Source organism: Protofrankia sp. CiT1 (assembly GCF_917627335.1).
Classification (GTDB): Bacteria; Actinomycetota; Actinomycetes; order Frankiales; family Frankiaceae; genus Protofrankia.
The window spans coordinates 1-16614 of record NZ_CAKJTP010000053.1 but is presented as its reverse complement, the minus strand read 5'-3'; the positions used below and the strand labels follow the sequence as shown (position 1 = coordinate 16614).

At 67.4% G+C, this 16614-nt stretch carries 12 protein-coding genes, 1 tRNA gene, 1 other RNA gene, 1 pseudogene and 2 riboswitches; of the genes and pseudogenes, 9 read left to right on the top strand and 6 right to left on the bottom strand.

Features of this window, described 5'->3' with window-relative positions; genetic code table 11:
- The first annotated feature begins 206 nt into the window (after positions 1 to 206).
- Entirely contained in the window at positions 207 to 2447 is a 2241-nt protein-coding gene (locus tag MJ785_RS11085) for an MMPL family transporter (protein ID WP_239308283.1), read from the top strand.
- Here the strand turns inward: MJ785_RS11085 and MJ785_RS11080 are convergent.
- The 4 genes from MJ785_RS11080 to MJ785_RS11065 all read right to left on the bottom strand — a co-directional run bounded on the left by MJ785_RS11080 (position 2444) and on the right by MJ785_RS11065 (position 6473).
- A complete protein-coding gene (locus tag MJ785_RS11080) occupies positions 2444 to 3541 on the bottom strand; it encodes a nucleotidyltransferase (RefSeq protein WP_239345384.1) in 1098 nt (365 codons plus the stop codon). The two genes, MJ785_RS11085 and MJ785_RS11080, sit on opposite strands and share 4 nt — an antisense overlap.
- Positions 3542 to 3775: 234 nt before the next feature.
- Positions 3776 to 4288: a GNAT family N-acetyltransferase gene (locus tag MJ785_RS11075; RefSeq protein ID WP_239308284.1), complete on the bottom strand. Its 513-nt coding sequence runs from the start codon at positions 4286 to 4288 to the stop codon at positions 3776 to 3778.
- On the bottom strand, positions 4281 to 5348 hold the full coding sequence (locus MJ785_RS11070) for an NAD(P)-dependent oxidoreductase (RefSeq protein ID WP_239308285.1): 1068 nt from the start codon (positions 5346 to 5348) through the stop codon (positions 4281 to 4283). The genes MJ785_RS11075 and MJ785_RS11070 overlap by 8 nt, the downstream gene beginning before the upstream one ends.
- Positions 5349 to 5735: 387 nt before the next feature.
- Complete coding sequence (locus tag MJ785_RS11065) at positions 5736 to 6473, bottom strand: CAP domain-containing protein (RefSeq protein WP_239308286.1); 738 nt, start codon at positions 6471 to 6473, stop codon at positions 5736 to 5738.
- Positions 6474 to 7261: 788 nt separating this feature from the next.
- On the opposite strand from MJ785_RS11065, the gene MJ785_RS11060 reads away from it, so the two are divergent.
- From MJ785_RS11060 to MJ785_RS11030, 6 genes and pseudogenes are all read left to right on the top strand, one after another.
- Positions 7262 to 7504: a hypothetical protein gene (locus MJ785_RS11060; RefSeq protein ID WP_239372800.1), complete on the top strand. Its 243-nt coding sequence runs from the start codon at positions 7262 to 7264 to the stop codon at positions 7502 to 7504.
- A gap of 108 nt (positions 7505 to 7612) precedes the next feature.
- Entirely contained in the window at positions 7613 to 8650 is a 1038-nt protein-coding gene (gene fbaA, locus MJ785_RS11055) for a class II fructose-bisphosphate aldolase (RefSeq protein WP_239308287.1), read from the top strand.
- A gap of 521 nt (positions 8651 to 9171) precedes the next feature.
- A riboswitch (cyclic di-AMP (ydaO/yuaA leader) is annotated at positions 9172 to 9346 on the top strand.
- Between the two features lie 5 nt (positions 9347 to 9351).
- Positions 9352 to 9762, top strand: a pseudogene (locus MJ785_RS22250) (transglycosylase family protein); the annotation flags it as partial.
- Positions 9763 to 10083: 321 nt separating this feature from the next.
- Positions 10084 to 10284, top strand: coding sequence for a peptidoglycan-binding protein (locus tag MJ785_RS11040; protein WP_239308289.1), 201 nt, complete (start codon positions 10084 to 10086; stop codon positions 10282 to 10284).
- A 363-nt stretch (positions 10285 to 10647) separates the two neighbouring features.
- Positions 10648 to 10814: riboswitch (cyclic di-AMP (ydaO/yuaA leader) on the top strand.
- Between the two features lie 5 nt (positions 10815 to 10819).
- Entirely contained in the window at positions 10820 to 11551 is a 732-nt protein-coding gene (locus tag MJ785_RS11035; RefSeq protein WP_239308290.1) for a transglycosylase family protein, read from the top strand.
- 293 nt (positions 11552 to 11844) lie between these two features.
- On the top strand, positions 11845 to 12279 hold the full coding sequence (locus MJ785_RS11030) for a DUF3151 domain-containing protein (RefSeq protein ID WP_239308291.1): 435 nt from the start codon (positions 11845 to 11847) through the stop codon (positions 12277 to 12279).
- A 185-nt stretch (positions 12280 to 12464) separates the two neighbouring features.
- Here the strand turns inward: MJ785_RS11030 and MJ785_RS11025 are convergent, their stop codons facing one another.
- A complete protein-coding gene (locus MJ785_RS11025; RefSeq protein ID WP_370651417.1) occupies positions 12465 to 13697 on the bottom strand; it encodes an adenosylmethionine--8-amino-7-oxononanoate transaminase in 1233 nt (410 codons plus the stop codon).
- A 562-nt stretch (positions 13698 to 14259) separates the two neighbouring features.
- Positions 14260 to 14344, bottom strand: a tRNA-Ser gene (locus MJ785_RS11020).
- Positions 14345 to 14476: 132 nt separating this feature from the next.
- Here MJ785_RS11020 and ffs point away from each other — a divergent pair.
- Positions 14477 to 14573: signal recognition particle sRNA small type (gene ffs / locus MJ785_RS11015), an RNA gene on the top strand.
- Positions 14574 to 14663: 90 nt separating this feature from the next.
- Positions 14664 to 16614 (top strand): DNA polymerase III subunit gamma and tau (locus MJ785_RS11010; protein ID WP_239380676.1); only part of this gene is annotated, 1951 nt, incomplete at its 3' end.

The window sequence follows — 16614 nt, the reverse complement described above, 5'->3', positions numbered from 1 at the left end:
GGATGGGGCTGAGAGTCCGTCGTCACCCAGGCGGCCGCCCTGCGCTGGGGCAGCCCCCGCGTGGGTTTTCCGGCGGGCACGCCGCCGGGTACAGCATGCCGCCTGCTCGAAAACCTTGATAACCCGTCACGCTGGCGCGCCCGCCGTATCGCTTCCGTCTCAGGCGGCCTTCCTGCGAACATCCTTGCTTGGGACCGGAGGCGGGGATGCTGGTGGACAGAGCCTGGAGAATCGTCGCGTGGTCGGCCCGGCCACGGCTCAAGTGGGCCGCCCTCCTGCTGTGGATCATTATTACGGTCGTCGTCAGCCCACTCGCGTCCAGACTGGCCGACGCGCAGAAGAACGACGCCGCGGCCTTCCTGCCCGCCGGAGCCGAATCCACCCGCGTGCTCACGGCCCAGCGGCTTCTGCCGGGCGGGGACGCCGTACCAGCGATCGTCGTCTTCGCCCGTGATCCTGAACTGACCTCCGCCGACCGGGCAACGGTGGAGGCGCTCGGTCACGAGCTCCAAAGGTTCTCCGTAATCCCGATCGGTGGGCCTATCCCGTCCCCCAGGGGCAATGCGCTGCTGCTGAGCATCAGCCTCGCGCAGCGGTCAGACATTGTGGATTTCACCCATGACGTCAAGGAGATCCGCCGGATCGTACGCACTGCCGCGCCGCCTGGGCTCCAGACAGGGCTGGCCGGACCAGCCGGTCTGTTGACGGACTCCTACGACGTGTTCAGCGGTGTCGATACCACCCTGCTGTTCGTCACCGGTGGGGTTGTCGCGGTCATTCTCCTCATCGTCTACCGCAGCCCTTTCCTGTGGCTGGCACCGCTGCTGTCGGTCGCCATCGCCGACCAGGTGGCCACCGCCCTGACCTATCTCGCGGCCAGGTACGGCGAGCTGACCGTCAACGGGCAGAGCGCCGGAATATTACGGGTGCTTGTATTCGGCGCCGGCACCGACTACGCGCTTCTGCTCATTGCCCGATACCGAGAGGAACTGACCAGGCACGAAAGTGCGCACGAGGCAATGGGGGTCGCTATCCGCCGGGCCGGGCCGGCAGTCGTCGCCTCCGCCGCGACCGTCATCGTGGGCCTGCTGTGCCTGTTACTGGGCGACCTCAACTCCGACCGAGGTCTCGGCCCGGTGGGAGCCATCGGTATAGCCGCGGCGCTGGTGACGATAATGACGCTTCTCCCGGCCGTGCTTGTCGCGTGCGGCCGGCGGTTGTTCTGGCCGTTCATCCCCGGGTACGGCACGGGAGCGGTCGAGGAGCCCGGTTTCTGGTCACGGGCCGGCGCTCGAATCGCCGCGCGGCCTCGCCGGGTCTGGATCGCGGCCACGCTGGTACTGACCGGGCTGGCGTTCGCGACCGTACATCTGAACACGAACCTACGTGGGGATCAGGGATTCACCGGACCGGTGGACTCCGTGGTAGGTCAGGAACTCGCCCAGCGCAGTTTCCCGGCTGGCGCGACCGCGCCGGCATACATCATTGCCAACGCCTCGGCCGCGGCCGACGTCCTTGCCACCATTCGCGGAAATCCCGCGGTCACCGCTGCCGAAGAAAACGGGCGCGGAGCGAACCTGGTCCAGTTCATTGCTATTCTCTCGCCGCCGCCCGACACGAAGGCCTCCTTCGACGCGGTTAAACAGCTCCGGGATGCCGTCCACGCGATACCCGGTGCGGACGGGCTGGTCGGCGGAACCACCGCCGTGAATCTGGACGTACGCACCGCCTCCGTGCGCGATCAGCGGGTCGTCATCCCAGTGGTCCTGAGTGTCCTGGCCGTGATTCTCGGGCTGCTGCTGAGGGCCGTGGTCACCCCGTTACTGCTGATTGCGACCGTGGTGCTGTCGTTCCTGGCCGCGCTCGGCGCCAGCGCGCTCGCGTACGACTGGCTGTTCGGCTTTGCCGGTGCCGATCCCTCCCTGCCACTGCTGGGATTCATCTTCCTGGTAGCGTTGGGAATCGATTACAACATCTTCCTGATGATCAGAGTTCGGGAAGAAGCTGAGAGAATCGGCCCCGAGCCGGGAGTGCGCCACGGGCTTGCCGTCACCGGCGGCGTCATCACCTCGGCGGGAGTCGTGCTGGCGGCCACCTTCTCGGTACTGTTCATCCTGCCGCTGGTGCAGCTTGCCGAGGTGGGCTTTCTGGTGGCGTTCGGCGTGCTGCTCGACACCCTGGTGGTGCGCTCGATCCTCGTCCCCGCGCTGGCGCTCGACATCGGCCCGAAGATCTGGTGGCCGAGTCGCCTGGCGACGCTACCGCCGGACCGGCCCGGAACAGCCGGCGCCGGCTCTGCCACCGACCATCAACAACGTCGAGGTCCTGGTCGGGCTTTGGGGCACACAGAGCACGCCGTGACCACGCCCCGGGATGCGGCATCCGCCATCACGGACGTGCCGCGGTCGCGAAGGGACTCTGCTGCCAATATCCGCGAAAGCCCCTAACCGAAAGTCGGAAACTCCGGCCCGAATACCTGCCGCCACAGGTTGACAGCATCCTCGTGCCGGCCCGCCTGTTCCGCTTCAACAGCGTCATCAGCATGGGCACGGGCGAAACGCACCGACTCCGCAAGGGCGTCGCAGTCGCCCGGCTGCAGGTACGTCGACAGGTCACCGCCGACCTCCGCCGGGTCGTAGGCGGTGAATCCCTTGGTTTCGATGTGCCTGAAGACCTCCGCCAGCGCCTGCCGGGTGTTGAGCCCACGGTTGATCAGAACCTTGCCCGCGAGCGCCTCGAGGTGGAACGAACGCAGATGGCTACCACAGACTCGATTCCACGCCTTGAGCAGCCGAACCGCCGAGGCGACCCGCGGGCCCGCGTCCGCCATCCAGCTCGCGTGCCGCTCAGGGCGGGTCGGCAGCCATCCGCCCACACAGTCCGGCATGACATAACCAGCCCGCGGATGGTCGAAGGCGGGCACGAGATGGACGTCCGGGGCTGAGTTGTAGACGATGCGCATGGCCTGGCCACGCGTGCCGATCGTCTGGATGCGGTCACCGCCGATCGCGTTACGGACACAGAGCAGCAGGTCGCGTGAGTCCCAGCGGAAGCGCTTCCACGCGCTGTTGGCGGCGCTGAACACGACGAAGATGTCAACCTCGTCCAGCGGGCGGATCATCGTGTCACGCCCCGCGGAACCGATGGTCGCCACACCGACGAGAGGCAACGCGCAGCGCGGCGGGAAGATCGCCCGCAGGGCCTGCTCAGCGTCATCCCGCCGGGCGTCGATGACCGCGCGGTCGTCGGCATTGAGGCGGACCAGGTCGTCGAGCTTGGCGAACGCACGAGCGGTGGTACCCACCAGCAGAGGGCCGGTCATGGCGCCCGTGATGGGACCGGTCTGTGGATTATGCGGATCGATACACGGATCATCCGGGAACAGTGGATTGTACGCCCCTGGCCCGGACTCGTCCGAACGGCGCCAATGCGGCGGAATAATCAGATGATCATACGTGACCTCGGACCCGCGCGGTCGCACTGGACCTGCCTCGTCCGGACTGTTCGTAAGTGCGACTTCACGATGAGTTTCCACGCTCACTCTGAGAACCTCCCAGGCGCCTTCGCGCCAACCGTACGGTCCCCCATCCATGACACGCGCCGATGACCAACCGACACGGACGCGCGAGCTGGGCGACTGGTCCACACCGTCCCATTCGCGACATCGCATCTATGGTGCCGCATCCTGCGGCGAGGTAAACATCGGGGCCAGTTAGATAACTCTAAGTTACGAAAACGATGAGAACAGGACCGTGCCGCCCGGACAGTGGTGACGCTACGGAGGTGGCGGCCGGAACCAGACCCGCCAACCATCCGCCAGCACTATGTCCGCGGGCACGAACGCGGTCGCCACAGCCAGCCGCTCACCCGTGCGGTCACCCACCCGCACCCGGCTCTCGACGACTACCGGACCGCGGAACTCCAGCCAACTGGCCAGCGCCCGCAGCGCCTCGGTGGCATACCCCCGACGCCGGTAGGGACGTCCGATGGACACCGACACCAGGGCACGCCGGTCAATGGCGTCCACCGCCAGCAGCCCGACAGCCGCTGAGTCGTCACCGCGCACCGTCCACGTCATCACACCGCGACCCGCACCGGCTCGGCGGCGCAGGTCCCGCCGTAGCGCGGCGGTCGGATCGCCCGCCGCGTCGACAGCGATCCCCTGCGCCCGGTGCAGACACGCACCCGCCAGCAGCGGTCCCAGCTCCTCGGCCACGAAGCCCGCGTTCCACACCGTCAGGGGAAGCGCGAGCAGCCTGGATGTCGTCAGGGCCGGCCCCTCACCCACGGCTGGCGGGCTCCGCAACGCCGAGCAGTCCCCGCTCTCTGAGCAGTACCTCCGTGCGGGCCATCCCCTCGTCAAGGCCAACGCGGGGCTGCCAGCCGGCAAGGCGTCTGATCTTTGCGATCGAGTAGGTACCCGTTCGGGTCAGCTCCGTCAACGCAAGGGGGCCAAGATCAACATAAGATCGAGGATGCAGGCGCGAGCTCACCCGCCCGGACAACCACCCACGCTCGATCAGCAGCCGGTCGACCGAGTCGAGCCTACGAACCAGCGCCGCGGGTACCGAGTGTGGCAGCGGCAGGCCCGCCATCCGCGCATACCGGCCGAAAAACTCGGCTGCCCCGATGCCCGTGCCACCGGTAGCATGCAGGATCTCACCTACCGTCGCCGGGGAGTCCGCTACCGCGGCGATCGCCGAAACAAGGTCGTCGACGTGGACCGGGCTCAGCACGCCCCGGCCAGAGTCCACCAGAACGAATCGGCCAGCCCGCAGCAGCAGCAACGGCCACAGGGTCCATCTGCCCGCCCGTGGTCCGTACGCGTCGCCGGCCCGCAGCACCGTCACCGCCAGACCGCGGGCGGCCGCGGCTATTGCCGTGTGCTCGGCCGCGGCCAGCGCGTCAGCCCGCGCCAGGCCTGTCATGGTGACGGGCACGGCCTCGTCAGCCTCGGCTGGGAAGGAGCCACCCAGCACGCTCACGCAGGAAATGTGGACAACGCGGCCGACACCAGCACGTTGGCATGCGTCCAGGACGCTGGCCGTGCCCGCTACTGTGATCCTGCGTAGTTCACCGTCCGTAAGCGGAACCGACCGGCTCGGCACGCCAGCGCGGACCGCGGTCAGTTCGCCGCCGCCGCCTGTCCCGACCGCTGCCGCATGCACGACAAGATCCGCTCCGACAAGGAGCTTCTCCCAGTCACCCGGATGGGTGACGTCGGCCACGACGATGCCGGGACCGCGACGGACGTCTACCGGCACGACGTCGTAGCCGCGTAGCCGGAACTCCCGCGCAACCGCGTCCCCGATGAATCCGCCAGCGCCGGTCACCACCGCACGAACCACGTCGCCCCCTCTCGCCCCTGGGGTCCACCCGGTGAAACACAGACCGCGGGGATCCACTTTCTCGGAAGATCGGTTCACGATCCACCGGGTTCCCTGGCCCGGACACACCCGGATCCATCAAGATCCACTAGATAGACCTAACGCACCGTCACGCCCAACGCGTCGACAGGTCGCTCCAGTCGCATGATATCGACCCTACGTGATCGGCACCCAAGAGTAACCGCTTTTGAGAACCGATGGCTGTGACCGTCCGAACGCAATTGCCGGCATCATGCGGCGTACGCCAGCGCCCGACAAGCAGCGAAATATACGTTAAAAGCGACTGGTAACAGGGGACGCGGCCACGCGGGGCTGGGGTGCGTGCGCCCCGGCCCCGCTCGGTGACTCCTAGGGCGTCCCGAAATCCTGCGTCCAGTACATCCCGTAGCTGCCCCCCACGCCATAGCCGACGCCGATCTGCTTCAACGAGCAGTTAAGGATGTTCTCACGGTGCCCGGCGCTGTTCATCCAGCCGGTCATGACCTCAGCGGGAGTGCGCTGCCCAGCCGCGATGTTCTCGGCCGCGATCGAGAACTGGTACCCGGCGGCGGCCATACGCTGGAACGGCGTCCGGCCGTCCTGGCTTGTGTGACTGAAGTAATTGTGGGTGGCCATGTCATCGCTGTGCGCCTGGGCCGCGGCTGTCAGCCTGGAGTCAACGGTCAGCGGAGCACAGCCAGCTTTAGCTCGCTCGGTGTTCGTAAGCGTTACCACCTGGGATACCGGGTCTGCCGGCGCCGCCTCGGTGGCGGCGACCGGTATGGCCGGCGCGGCCGTGCGCGCGGGATCTGTCACCGTGGCCTGCGCGCCCGCCGCGGACCGCGGCTGCGGGCTCGGCACGAACGACGGCGACGGGATGATCGCCGGTGCGGGCGACGCATGTGCGTCCGAGGTGCTTGCCGGTGCGGGCGTGTTAATGATCCGCATTCGGCTCGTCCGTACCCACGGGGTCCGCGATCCATTGAACACGGCCTCGTTCAAGGTGTATATGCCGTCAGGTACCGAACGGGTATCGAGACTGATCTCATATGGGGCAACCGGCGCCACCCGGACGATCGTGCCGGGCCCTCGCAGAACGTAGGCCACCCACGTCTGCGCGTCGGCTGGGACAGCGGTGCGAATCTGAACGGTCCCGCTGACCGTGCCGCGGTCGACAATCTGCCGCGATACAGATTGAGCCGCAAGCTCAACCGGTGATGTCGACGACATCAGGGCCGAGGAGGCAGTCGAATTGTCCGCGGCGGCGGGCCCTCCCCCGTGGACAAGCTGAGTCAGAAGCAGCCCGGTCGTGGCAAGAACAAGAACGAATACTGCCAGGACAGCACCGGACCAGCCCTGCCGGGAACGGCGATGTCTGCGATGTCGATCCATGGAACCTTCCGTATGGTCGGTCCCCCCCGCGTCGTGTCCCCTCCGCATCCCCTCCAGCAGGGACAAGGGTAGCGAGTACTAGGCATGGCGAGCCATCTGATATCGCTTTTGACCGAATAGTCATGAGCAGATCGGGCCAGCGTATCGCTGTGCCTGAGGAGCCCGAGGACGCGCCGTATCGGATAAGCGACCAGCGGCCCAGGCCAGCTACCCCCGGTAGCGCCGGAACGGGCCCGCCCGCGATACCGACGACGCTGGAACTCAACCGCCGCCTCGCCCCGCCTCGACCGGGAACATCGCGACCGGGAACATCGCGGCAGCGCCGGCAATCCAGCCGTGGTGCCCGCTCCCGCACGCCCAGGGGCAAACGTCCGCATCCGTCGGACAAACCGGGCCGCAAGCCGGGCCAGAGTGCCAAAGCCCTGGTAGAGGGCATCAGCACAGGCACGTATCCGGCCGTGACGCCGTTGGAGACAGGGCCCGCCAGACCTCGGCGCGGTAACATGACCGACTACGGCGCCAGCGGTCGCGGCCAGCACGATCCCGGACGTGGGCGCACTGTGCGACATGCCCGTGTGCGGGTCTGCCGCGAGCAGACCGGCAACGAACAGGATCGTGTCACCAGGCAGCCAGAAATCGATATCGATAAGGACGCCGCTGTCGACGAATACGAGCGTGAAGATGCCAGCATAGAGCGCCGCGCCGAACGGGCCATCCACACTCACGGGTCCCGCCCGCCCCGATGACCCGCTCATCATACTCATCGTGCGGCTTCCCGCCCATGATTGCCGAACAAATCAGTTCATTACCAACCGGACAGACATGCAACCCGACTGCTCACAGGAGCCAGACCCATGCCCATCGCCACCCCGGACGTCTACGCGCAGATGCTTGACCGGGCCAAGACCGAGGCGTTCGCCTACCCGGCGATCAACGTTACTTCGTCCGAGACCCTGAACGCCGCGCTGAAGGGCTTCGCCGATGCCGGCAGTGACGGCATCGTACAGGTTTCCACCGGTGGCGCCGATTTCCTCTCCGGCACCAGGGTGAAGAACATGGTCCTCGGCGCCCAGGCGCTCGCCGAGTTCGCCCATCATGTCGCAAAGGCCTACCCGATCAATATCGCCCTGCACACCGATCACTGCCCGGCGGACAAACTCGACACTTATCTGCGTCCGCTGCTCGCGATCTCCAAGGAACGGGTTCTCAGCGAAGGAAGGCCCCCCCTCTTCCAGTCACACATGTGGGACGGCTCGGCGGTCGAACTCGAGGAAAATCTCAAGATTGCCGACGCTCTCCTGATCGAATGCCACCAGGCTGAGATCGTCCTGGAAGTGGAGATCGGCGTCGTCGGCGGTGAGGAGGATGGGGTCGTCGGCGCGATCGACGAGAAGCTCTACACCACACCAGCGGATATGTGGCGAACCGCCGAGGTTCTCGGCACCGGCGAACGGGGCCGCTACATGCTCGCCGCAACCTTCGGAAACGTACACGGTGTGTACAAGCCGGGCAACGTGAAACTCCGTCCAAGCATCCTTCGGGACGGACAGCAGTATGTCGCGCGACAGCTCGGGCTGCCAGCCGATACCAAGCCGTTCGACCTGGTGTTTCACGGCGGTAGCGGCTCCGACCCGGCCGAAATCCGCGAAGCGCTGGACTACGGCGTTGTGAAGATGAATGTGGACACCGACACTCAGTACGCGTTCACTCGGCCGATCGTCGACCATATTTTCAAGAATTATGACGGAGTGCTGAAAGTTGACGGCGAGGTCGGTGTGAAGAAACAGTACGACCCCCGCAGCTACGGCAAGGCGGCCGAGACCGGCATGGCCGCCCGCGTCGTGCGGGCCTGCGAGGACCTGCGCTCCGCCGGGCGTTCGCTCACCGGCTGAGCCGGCCGGCTCACCGGCCGAAGGAGGCGCGAGCATCGCTTTTCGCGCCTCCTTCGGCCACCACCGGATCCTCGTACCCAACCACACCGGTCCATGCCGCCCTGTCCTTCCCCGTCGTAGAACCTGTTTTGAATCACAGCTGTCGACGCTGTCGACCGCCCGGACAGAAGATTCAAAACAGGTTCCCCCAGAATGCATCGGACGATGTCGTGTGAACGCCCGCTATGAGTGCTGGGAACCCGAATTCGATGCGGCGCCGCGGGCTACGCAAACAACCTGTCCGGGTGCACGCGGTATTACTCGGGCCAGCTGCGGCACGGTGGCCACTCCGCCGCTGCCCGTGGTTTCCGCCGCTGGAAAGTGATGAGCGCGCGCCGGCGTGCGTTAGCAGCCGATCTCGAGATACGGCAAGAGCACCCAGCCCGATGTGCGCATAGTCACGAAGCGCATTCACGGCTTGTTCAGCCACCAGCGATGCTGGTTATGGTCTGCGCCGTGCCCGTCGATACGGCGGGGACACGTCGGGCGGCACGCCGAATCCTGCCCGCGCCCGACGAAAACCAAACTTGCGGCAGGAACGGGGGACCCACTTCCGGGCGTCGATACCAGGCGTCCTCGGGGTGAAGCCGTGAAAACGGCCGGGCAGTCCCAGCCCGAACCCGACAGCTCACCTCGCAGGCGTGGGGAAGGGCATTACCAATATGTCCCGTACAAGTTCTCGCGGCCGACATCGCGGAATTCGCCGGGCCCGGGTCCGTACCCGAGCCATGGTGCTGACCCCGGCCCTGCTCGCGGCGATCAGTGGTGGCATCGCGATGTCACAGCCGGCCAGCGCCGCCACCACGTGGGAGGGGCTTCGCCAGTGCGAGTCCGGCGGTGACTACACGGCCAACACCGGCAACGGCTATTACGGCGCATACCAGTTCTCGCTGAGCACCTGGCAGAGCCTGGGCTACACCGGACTGCCCAGCAGCGCCTCCCCGAGCACCCAGGACGAGGCCGCGCTCAAGCTCGCCACCCAATCCGGCTTCGGCCAGTGGCCCGTCTGTGGCCGGGGCATGAGCGCCGGCCAGCTCGGGGCTGGCGCCAGCTCGTCGGGCAGCGGCTCGTCGGGCAGCGGCTCGTCGGGCACCGGCTCGTCAGGCAGCGGCTCGTCAGGCACCGGCTCGTCAGGCAGCGGCTCGTCAGGCACCAGCTCGTCAGGCAGCGGCTCGTCATCAAACAGCACCGGCACCGGCTTGTCGGGCACCAGCTCGTCAGGCGCCAGCTCGTCGAGTCCAAGCAGCGCCAGCGCCAGCCCAGACAGCACCGGTTCGTCGGACAGCAGCTCGTGGCAGGCACGCTCATACGGCAGAAGCGGTTCCTCGCGTTGGGCATGGCGCGCGGCGAACGCGGCCACCCCGTCGACCGCTGTCGCTGCCGCTGCCACGCCTTTGACCACCGATCTGGTCGACCAGGTGCGACCGGACGTGCGGTCGTGGCAGCAGCAGATGAATGGTCTTGGTTACAACATCCAGATTGATGGTCAGTACGGACCGGAGTCGGCTGGTGCGGCGAGCCATCTCCAGGCTGACAAGGGCCTGACGGTGGACGGAATCTGCGGACCGCAAACCTGGACGGCCACCTTCAGCTGAGCCTGAACCGAACAGCTACCGCCTGACGGCTACGAAACTGATATAGACCCCGCGCACGACGAGTCGGGCCGGCCACACCAAGGTGACAACAAACACAACAGATAAACACTATAACGACCGGCCCGATTACTCGTCGTTACAAAAACCCAACACAAGCAACCCTCCAGCGGAGCTTTCCCAATCACCAGGTACAGTTCTCAGTTTGGCCCACATAGTTCATTCGGGGGATGTAGGCCAGATCCATGTAGTTCATCCGACACCCCGATTTGCTTCGAAAGAGCCAGGCTCGCTAGAGTCCTCCCCACTCGCCAGATCGGCGAGGCCGCGCGAACGGACGCCGAATCCCGTCCCCGTCCGCCGCGGCAGGACCTACCGCGAAGCCGCTAGGACGGGATCGGGGGAACCACATCCGGATACCGGAGACGCCGGTGTCCTTGGGGTGAAGCCGGCGACGCGCATGGGCGTCACCGGCCGGGCATGTTCCCAGCCCGAACCCGACAGCTCACCTCGTAGGCGACGGGAAGGACCGACCCACATGCCGTCTGTTGGCAGGCACCGCGCCCCGCAACAGTCGTCCACCGCCGTCAAGGTCCTGCGCACCACCGGTGCTGTCACAGCACTCGTGGGCAGTGGTCTCGCCGTCGCGGCCAGCCCAGCGAGCGCCGCGACCGCCGACGACTTCGCCAAACTCCGCCAGTGCGAGTCCGGTAACAACTATCACATCAATACCGGTAACGGTTTCTACGGCGCCTACCAGTTCGACGCCGGGACCTGGCATGGCCTTGGTTATTCCGGTCTTCCCAGCGACGCGCCACCGGCACTGCAGGACGATGCCGCCCACAAGCTCTACAACGCTCGCGGCTGGTCCCCCTGGCCGTCCTGCTCAGTCAAGATGGGCCTGACCAACAACGGCCCAGCACCGCAGACAGCGGCAGCCGTGCCCAGCACCGAGGTGGTCCAGCAGGCGGTTGCCCCAGCGCAGCCTCCGATGACCTTGGAACGCGCGAAGGCTCAACTGGCATCGTCAAACTTCGCCGGCACAACCCTTTCCACCGCGCTGGCCGGTGAAGTTCGCGCTGACGCTTACGTCTGGCAGAGCACGATGCGTGAGAAGAAGTTCATTCTGCAGGTGGACGGCCGCTTCGGCGGGGAATCCCAGGGTCTCGCGTCGCTGTACAGCTATCTGACCCGGGTCGACGACGGACAGACCGGTGTGGTCGGTAAGAACCTCTGGGACATCACCGTCACCAGCCCGTCGGCGCTGTGAGCGCGGGCACGCGTAAAAAGCTCCGGCAGTAGGGTGTCCGGTCAGACAGCGGCGTCCGGATGGATGGATCGCGAGGGCTGCGGAGGAGTGCGACGGAGGTGTTGGGCGGCGCGAGCCGGACAGTCCTGTTGCCGGGCGCTCTGAACCACGGTTTCCCGGCTGTCCGAAGACGATGTCGGCTTCGGCCCCCGATCCCGCGGCGGACCTGATGGCCCACCCCCCTCCCACCAGGTCCGCCGCGTGAAAGCTCCCCACGCGATGCGGCATGAGCGCGATCCGGCAGGATGGGCCTCATGACGACATCCCCCGAACGGCCGGATCTCCTTGGCGGTCCGCCTCCGACAAGGCTCGCTCTCGATCCGGCCGCCGCCAGGGCCCTCAGCGCCGGCGATGCCCCGGAGGCTGTCGCGGGCCGCTTCCCGGACTCAAGCCTTGCCTGGGCGATGTTGGCCGAGCGCTCCCTGGACGCGGGCGCGGCTGTCACGGGCTACGCCTACGCGCGGACCGGCTACCACCGCGGTCTGGACCAGCTGCGCCGTGCCGGTTGGCGCGGGCATGGGCCGATCCCGTGGTCCCATGAGCCCAACCAGGGCTTCCTGCGCGCGCTCGCGGCGCTGAGCCGTGCCGCCGCCGCCATCGGTGAAACCGAGGAGGCCGCCCGCTGCCGGGAGTTCCTCGCCGACAGCGATTCCGAGGCATCCGGCGCGCTGGGCTTCACAAGCGACTGAGCCGCTTGTGGATACCGGTCGCCTTGTACCCGGTTATAGCGGACTGTCCGGCTCGCGGCGTCCGGGTGGGGCATCCCGTCGTTGTCGTCGGTCGCCACCCAACACCAGGGTGACTCCCTCCGCCGCCTCGCGATGCACGCACCCCAGCCCCGCTCCTTGATCCACGCCCCTATTGCCGGGCGCTCTTAACCGACCTGTGCGGCGGCGTGCAGCGCGCACGTGATCGCGTTGATGTCGGCATCGGTCGAGATGAACGGCGGCATGGTGTAAAGGAGATCCCGGAACGGCCGCAGCCAGACGCCGTTGCGCGACGCGGCCCTGGTCGCGGCCGGCACGTCCACCGGATGATCAAGTTGGACAACCCCGATCGCGCCCAGGACCCGCACATCGGCGACTCCGGGAAACGCGGCCACGGACGACAGCCCGCTCGCCAGCCGGGCCTCGATACGGGCGACCGAAGCCGCCCACCCCCCCTCCGTGAGCAGGTCCAGTGACGCGTTGGCTACCGCACAGGCGAGCGGGTTCCCCATGAAGGTCGGGCCGTGAGCCAGCACCGGCATCTCGCCCCGCGAAATCCCCCGGGCGACCTCCTCGGAGCACAAGGTGGCGGCCAGCGAGAGATAGCCGCCGGTCAGAGCCTTCCCCACACACATGATGTCGGGGCTGACACCGGCGTGTTCAACCGCGAACAGCCTCCCAGTACGCCCGAAGCCGGTGGCGATCTCATCAAGGATCAGCAACACGTTGTGGTCGCACGCCAGCTCCCGCAGTGCCCGGACGTAGCCGGGGCTGTGGAAGGTCATCCCACCGGCACCCTGGACCACGGGTTCCACGATGATCGCCGCGATCTGGTCAGCGTTGCGGGCCAGCAGGTCCGCGAAGTCCGCCAGATACCTCGGGTCGGTCGGGACATCGAAGCCGACGGGTGGCTGGTCCGCGAAGACCTGGGCCGGCAGCACCCGCCTCCAGAGCTGATGCATGCCGCCGACCGGGTCGCACACGGACATCGGATGGAATGTGTCGCCGTGATAGCCCCCGCGCCAGGTCATCAGCCGAACCTTCTCCGGACGCCCCGTCGACCGCCAGTACTGGATCGCCATCTTGGCGGCGACCTCGACGGACACGGAGCCGGAGTCCGTGAGGAACACGTGGCGCAGCGGCTCAGGCGTCATCTCCACCAGCCGGGCGGCCAGCCTGATCGCCGGCTCGTGGGTCAGGCCGCCGAACATCACGTGGCTCATCTTTGCCGCCTGGGCATGCAGGGCGGCGTCCAGAGCGGGGTGCGCATAGCCGTGGATGGCGGCCCACCAGGAGGACATTCCGTCGATCAGCTCAGACCTGCCTTCGACTGGCCTCGCCAGGCGCAGGCGTGTCCCGGACGCGGATTCGACGAGGAACGTCTCATGTGTGGAGGGCATCGGCCCATAGGGATGCCAGACGTGCGCCTGGTCGAGCGCAAGCAGGCGATCCGCCGACAGGGCTGTCCGGCTGCCCAGGCCCACCTGGCCGGGCAGGCCGGTGGGGCTACTCGATGACACATCACCCTCCAGGGTCGGGACACGCGGCGCAGGGCCGGAGATTCTTTGACGGCTCGTGTCTGTGTGGTGCTCAGTCGTAGCGGCCGACACGTCCGCGGACGCGGATGCTGCCGGCATGACGGGCCCTGCCGGCATGCCGGATGCTGCCGACATGGCAGCCTGCCGCGGCGACGGCCCGGCTTCTGCCGGGGGCGCCGGACCGGATCGTTATGGGGATCATGGGGTGGTCCTCGGGCATGCGCAGGCGCTACCAGCATGTGACCGACCCGATGTTGCATGAGGCTGCGGGCATGGTCAGCTGGCTGCGGTGGGACGCACCCTGGCGCGGGCGAGCAGCCCTTGCCGGGCGAATGAGACCAGAAACAAGACCACACGATCAGGGATCGGTTCTCATAATCGGAAGGCCTGCGGCCCCTGCCCTGACAGAGCTGCATGATCGCTGCGGAGGATGAGGGATTCGAACCCTCGAGGGGTTGCCCCCAACACGCTTTCCAAGCGTGCGCCCTAGGCCACTAGGCGAATCCTCCGCTGACGAGCTTATCGGATCCCAGCGGCATCAACGCCGCCGGGCATCAAGATCCATTACGCTCAGCCAAACGATGACTCGCGGATCACCGATGCGCCGCTGAAGATCCATCCAGCAGGCCTTAGACTCCCTTGCAGACCCCTCGCGCGGCGTCACCCTCGTGAACTCCCCCAGGGCCGGAAGGCAGCAAGGGTAAGCAGGCTCTGGCGGGTGTGCGAGGGGTCGTCCTCTTCGCGGGGCCATGAGCCCGACGAGAGCCCTGATCCCTGGCAACGCCCGGGATGCCGACGGAGCGAGCGACGGAGTAGGCCGGTGATCGTGTGAGCGGCGCGCTGTACAACCGGTACCGCCCAGCGACCTTTGCCCAGGTCGTCGGCCAGGAGCACGTCACCGGCGCGCTCATGCAGGCGCTACGGACCGGCCGCCTCCACCACGCCTACCTGTTCAGCGGCCCGCGTGGATGTGGCAAGACGTCATCCGCACGCATCCTCGCCGCATCCCTGAACTGCGTGAACGGACCGACGCCCGAACCGTGCGGAGTGTGCGAGCAGTGCGTGTCGATCCGTCGCGGTATGTCCATGGACGTCACCGAGATCGACGCCGCCTCCCACGGGCTGGTGGATGATGCCCGCGATCTGCGGGAACGTGCTTTCTTCGCGCCAGCCTCGGCGCGGTTCAAGGTGTATGTCGTCGACGAGGCCCACATGGTCACAGCGGCGGCTTTCAACGCCCTGCTCAAAGTCGTCGAAGAACCACCCTCTTACCTGAAGTTCGTGTTCGCGACCACCGAGCCCGACAAGGTCATCGCCACCATCCGCTCCCGCACCCATCACTACGCGTTCCGACTCGTGCCGCCCGGGGCACTGCGCGACCACCTCACGTCGGTCTGCGCTTCGGAGGGGGTCGACGTCGACCCGGCGGTGCTGCCGCTGGTGGTGCGAGCCGGCGCTGGCTCCGTGCGTGACTCGCTGTCCGTGCTCGACCAGCTGCTCGCCGGTGCCGGGCCGGATGGCCTTTCCTACGATCGGGCGGTCGCGTTACTCGGGATGACCGATGGCGTCCTGCTGGACGAAGCGGTCGACGCCCTTGCCGCGCGGGACGGCGCCACCGCGTTCACCGTTGTCGACAAGGTCGTCTCCTCCGGGCACGACCCCCGCCGTTTCGCCATAGATCTGTTGGAACGGCTACGAGATTTGATCATCCTTGCGGCGGTGCCGGACGCTCCCGCCAAGGGGCTGCTGGAGAACTACTCGGCCGACCAGCTTGAGCGGATGGGCAGCCAGTGCGGCCGGATGGGCCCGGCCGAGCTTTCCCGGGCCGCGGATGTCGTGCATGCCGGTCTCAAGGAGATGCGCGGGACGACCAGCCCGCGGCTGCTGCTCGAACTGGTCATGGCACGGACGCTGCTACCCGCTGCCGGGTCCGACCCATCGGCCCTGTTGGTCCGCCTCGAGCGGTTGGAACGGCAAGCGGACGCGGGCGGCGGCGCCGGTCCGGCGCATGCCACGGCAGCGACCGGCAGCCCGGGACCATCGCGGCCGGCCGCGCACATGCAGACAGCATCCACTCCGGTTCCGGCCGCCGCCGGAAAGCCCGTTCCCACGGTTGCCCCGGGCCCGGCAGAACCGCCCTCCCCCGCTCGATCTTCCGGGGGTCCCGCGGCCGGAGCACGCCCATCACTCACATCCGGCGCCACCGCGGTGACACCATCCACCACTGGGACCGAGGTGGGACGGCTGCACGCGGCGTGGGATGACGTGCTACGTGCGGCCAGGTCGCGCAAGCCCGCCACCCATGCCCTGCTTCAGGAGTACGCCTCCGTCACCGATGTTCGTGGTGACGAGGTCATCCTCGCGTTCACGGTCGCGACGATCGCCCGGATGTTCGGCCAGGGCAGCAACATCGAGGTCCTACGCGCCGCGCTGACCGAAATTCTGGGCGGGACCTGGCGGATCACCATCGCGACAGCCGGCGGGTCGACGGGTGGCGCTGCCGGTGCACCGCCCGGATCCGGTGGATCACATGGCTTTGGTGCCGCCGGGGGCTTCGTCCAGGGCGGCAGGCCGCCAGGCCGCCCGAGCGAGAATCATGGGCTGGTGCCAGCCGGCTTCGGTGCGCCATGGGCTTCGACCGGGCCAGTGCACGCTGTGGCCGTCATGCCCCCGCCACCGGCAGCACCCCCGATGACGGCAGCACCTCCACCGACGCGGCCGGGGCCACCGGCGGCCGCGCGGCACGCGGCCGGGCTCGCGGGCGCGTCCGCGCCTTCGG

Bases quoted from the DNA above. Each gene is read 5' to 3' on its own strand.
- MJ785_RS11085 (WP_239308283.1), top strand. From the start codon at position 207: ATGCTGGTGGACAGAGCCTGGAGAATCGTCGCGTGGTCGGCCCGGCCA.
- MJ785_RS11060 (WP_239372800.1), top strand. From the start codon at position 7,262: ATGACCGACTACGGCGCCAGCGGTCGCGGCCAGCACGATCCCGGACGT.
- fbaA (WP_239308287.1), top strand. From the start codon at position 7,613: ATGCCCATCGCCACCCCGGACGTCTACGCGCAGATGCTTGACCGGGCC.
- MJ785_RS11035 (WP_239308290.1), top strand. From the start codon at position 10,820: ATGCCGTCTGTTGGCAGGCACCGCGCCCCGCAACAGTCGTCCACCGCC.
- MJ785_RS11030 (WP_239308291.1), top strand. From the start codon at position 11,845: ATGACGACATCCCCCGAACGGCCGGATCTCCTTGGCGGTCCGCCTCCG.
- MJ785_RS11025 (WP_370651417.1), bottom strand. From the start codon at position 13,697: ATGCCCTCCACACATGAGACGTTCCTCGTCGAATCCGCGTCCGGGACA.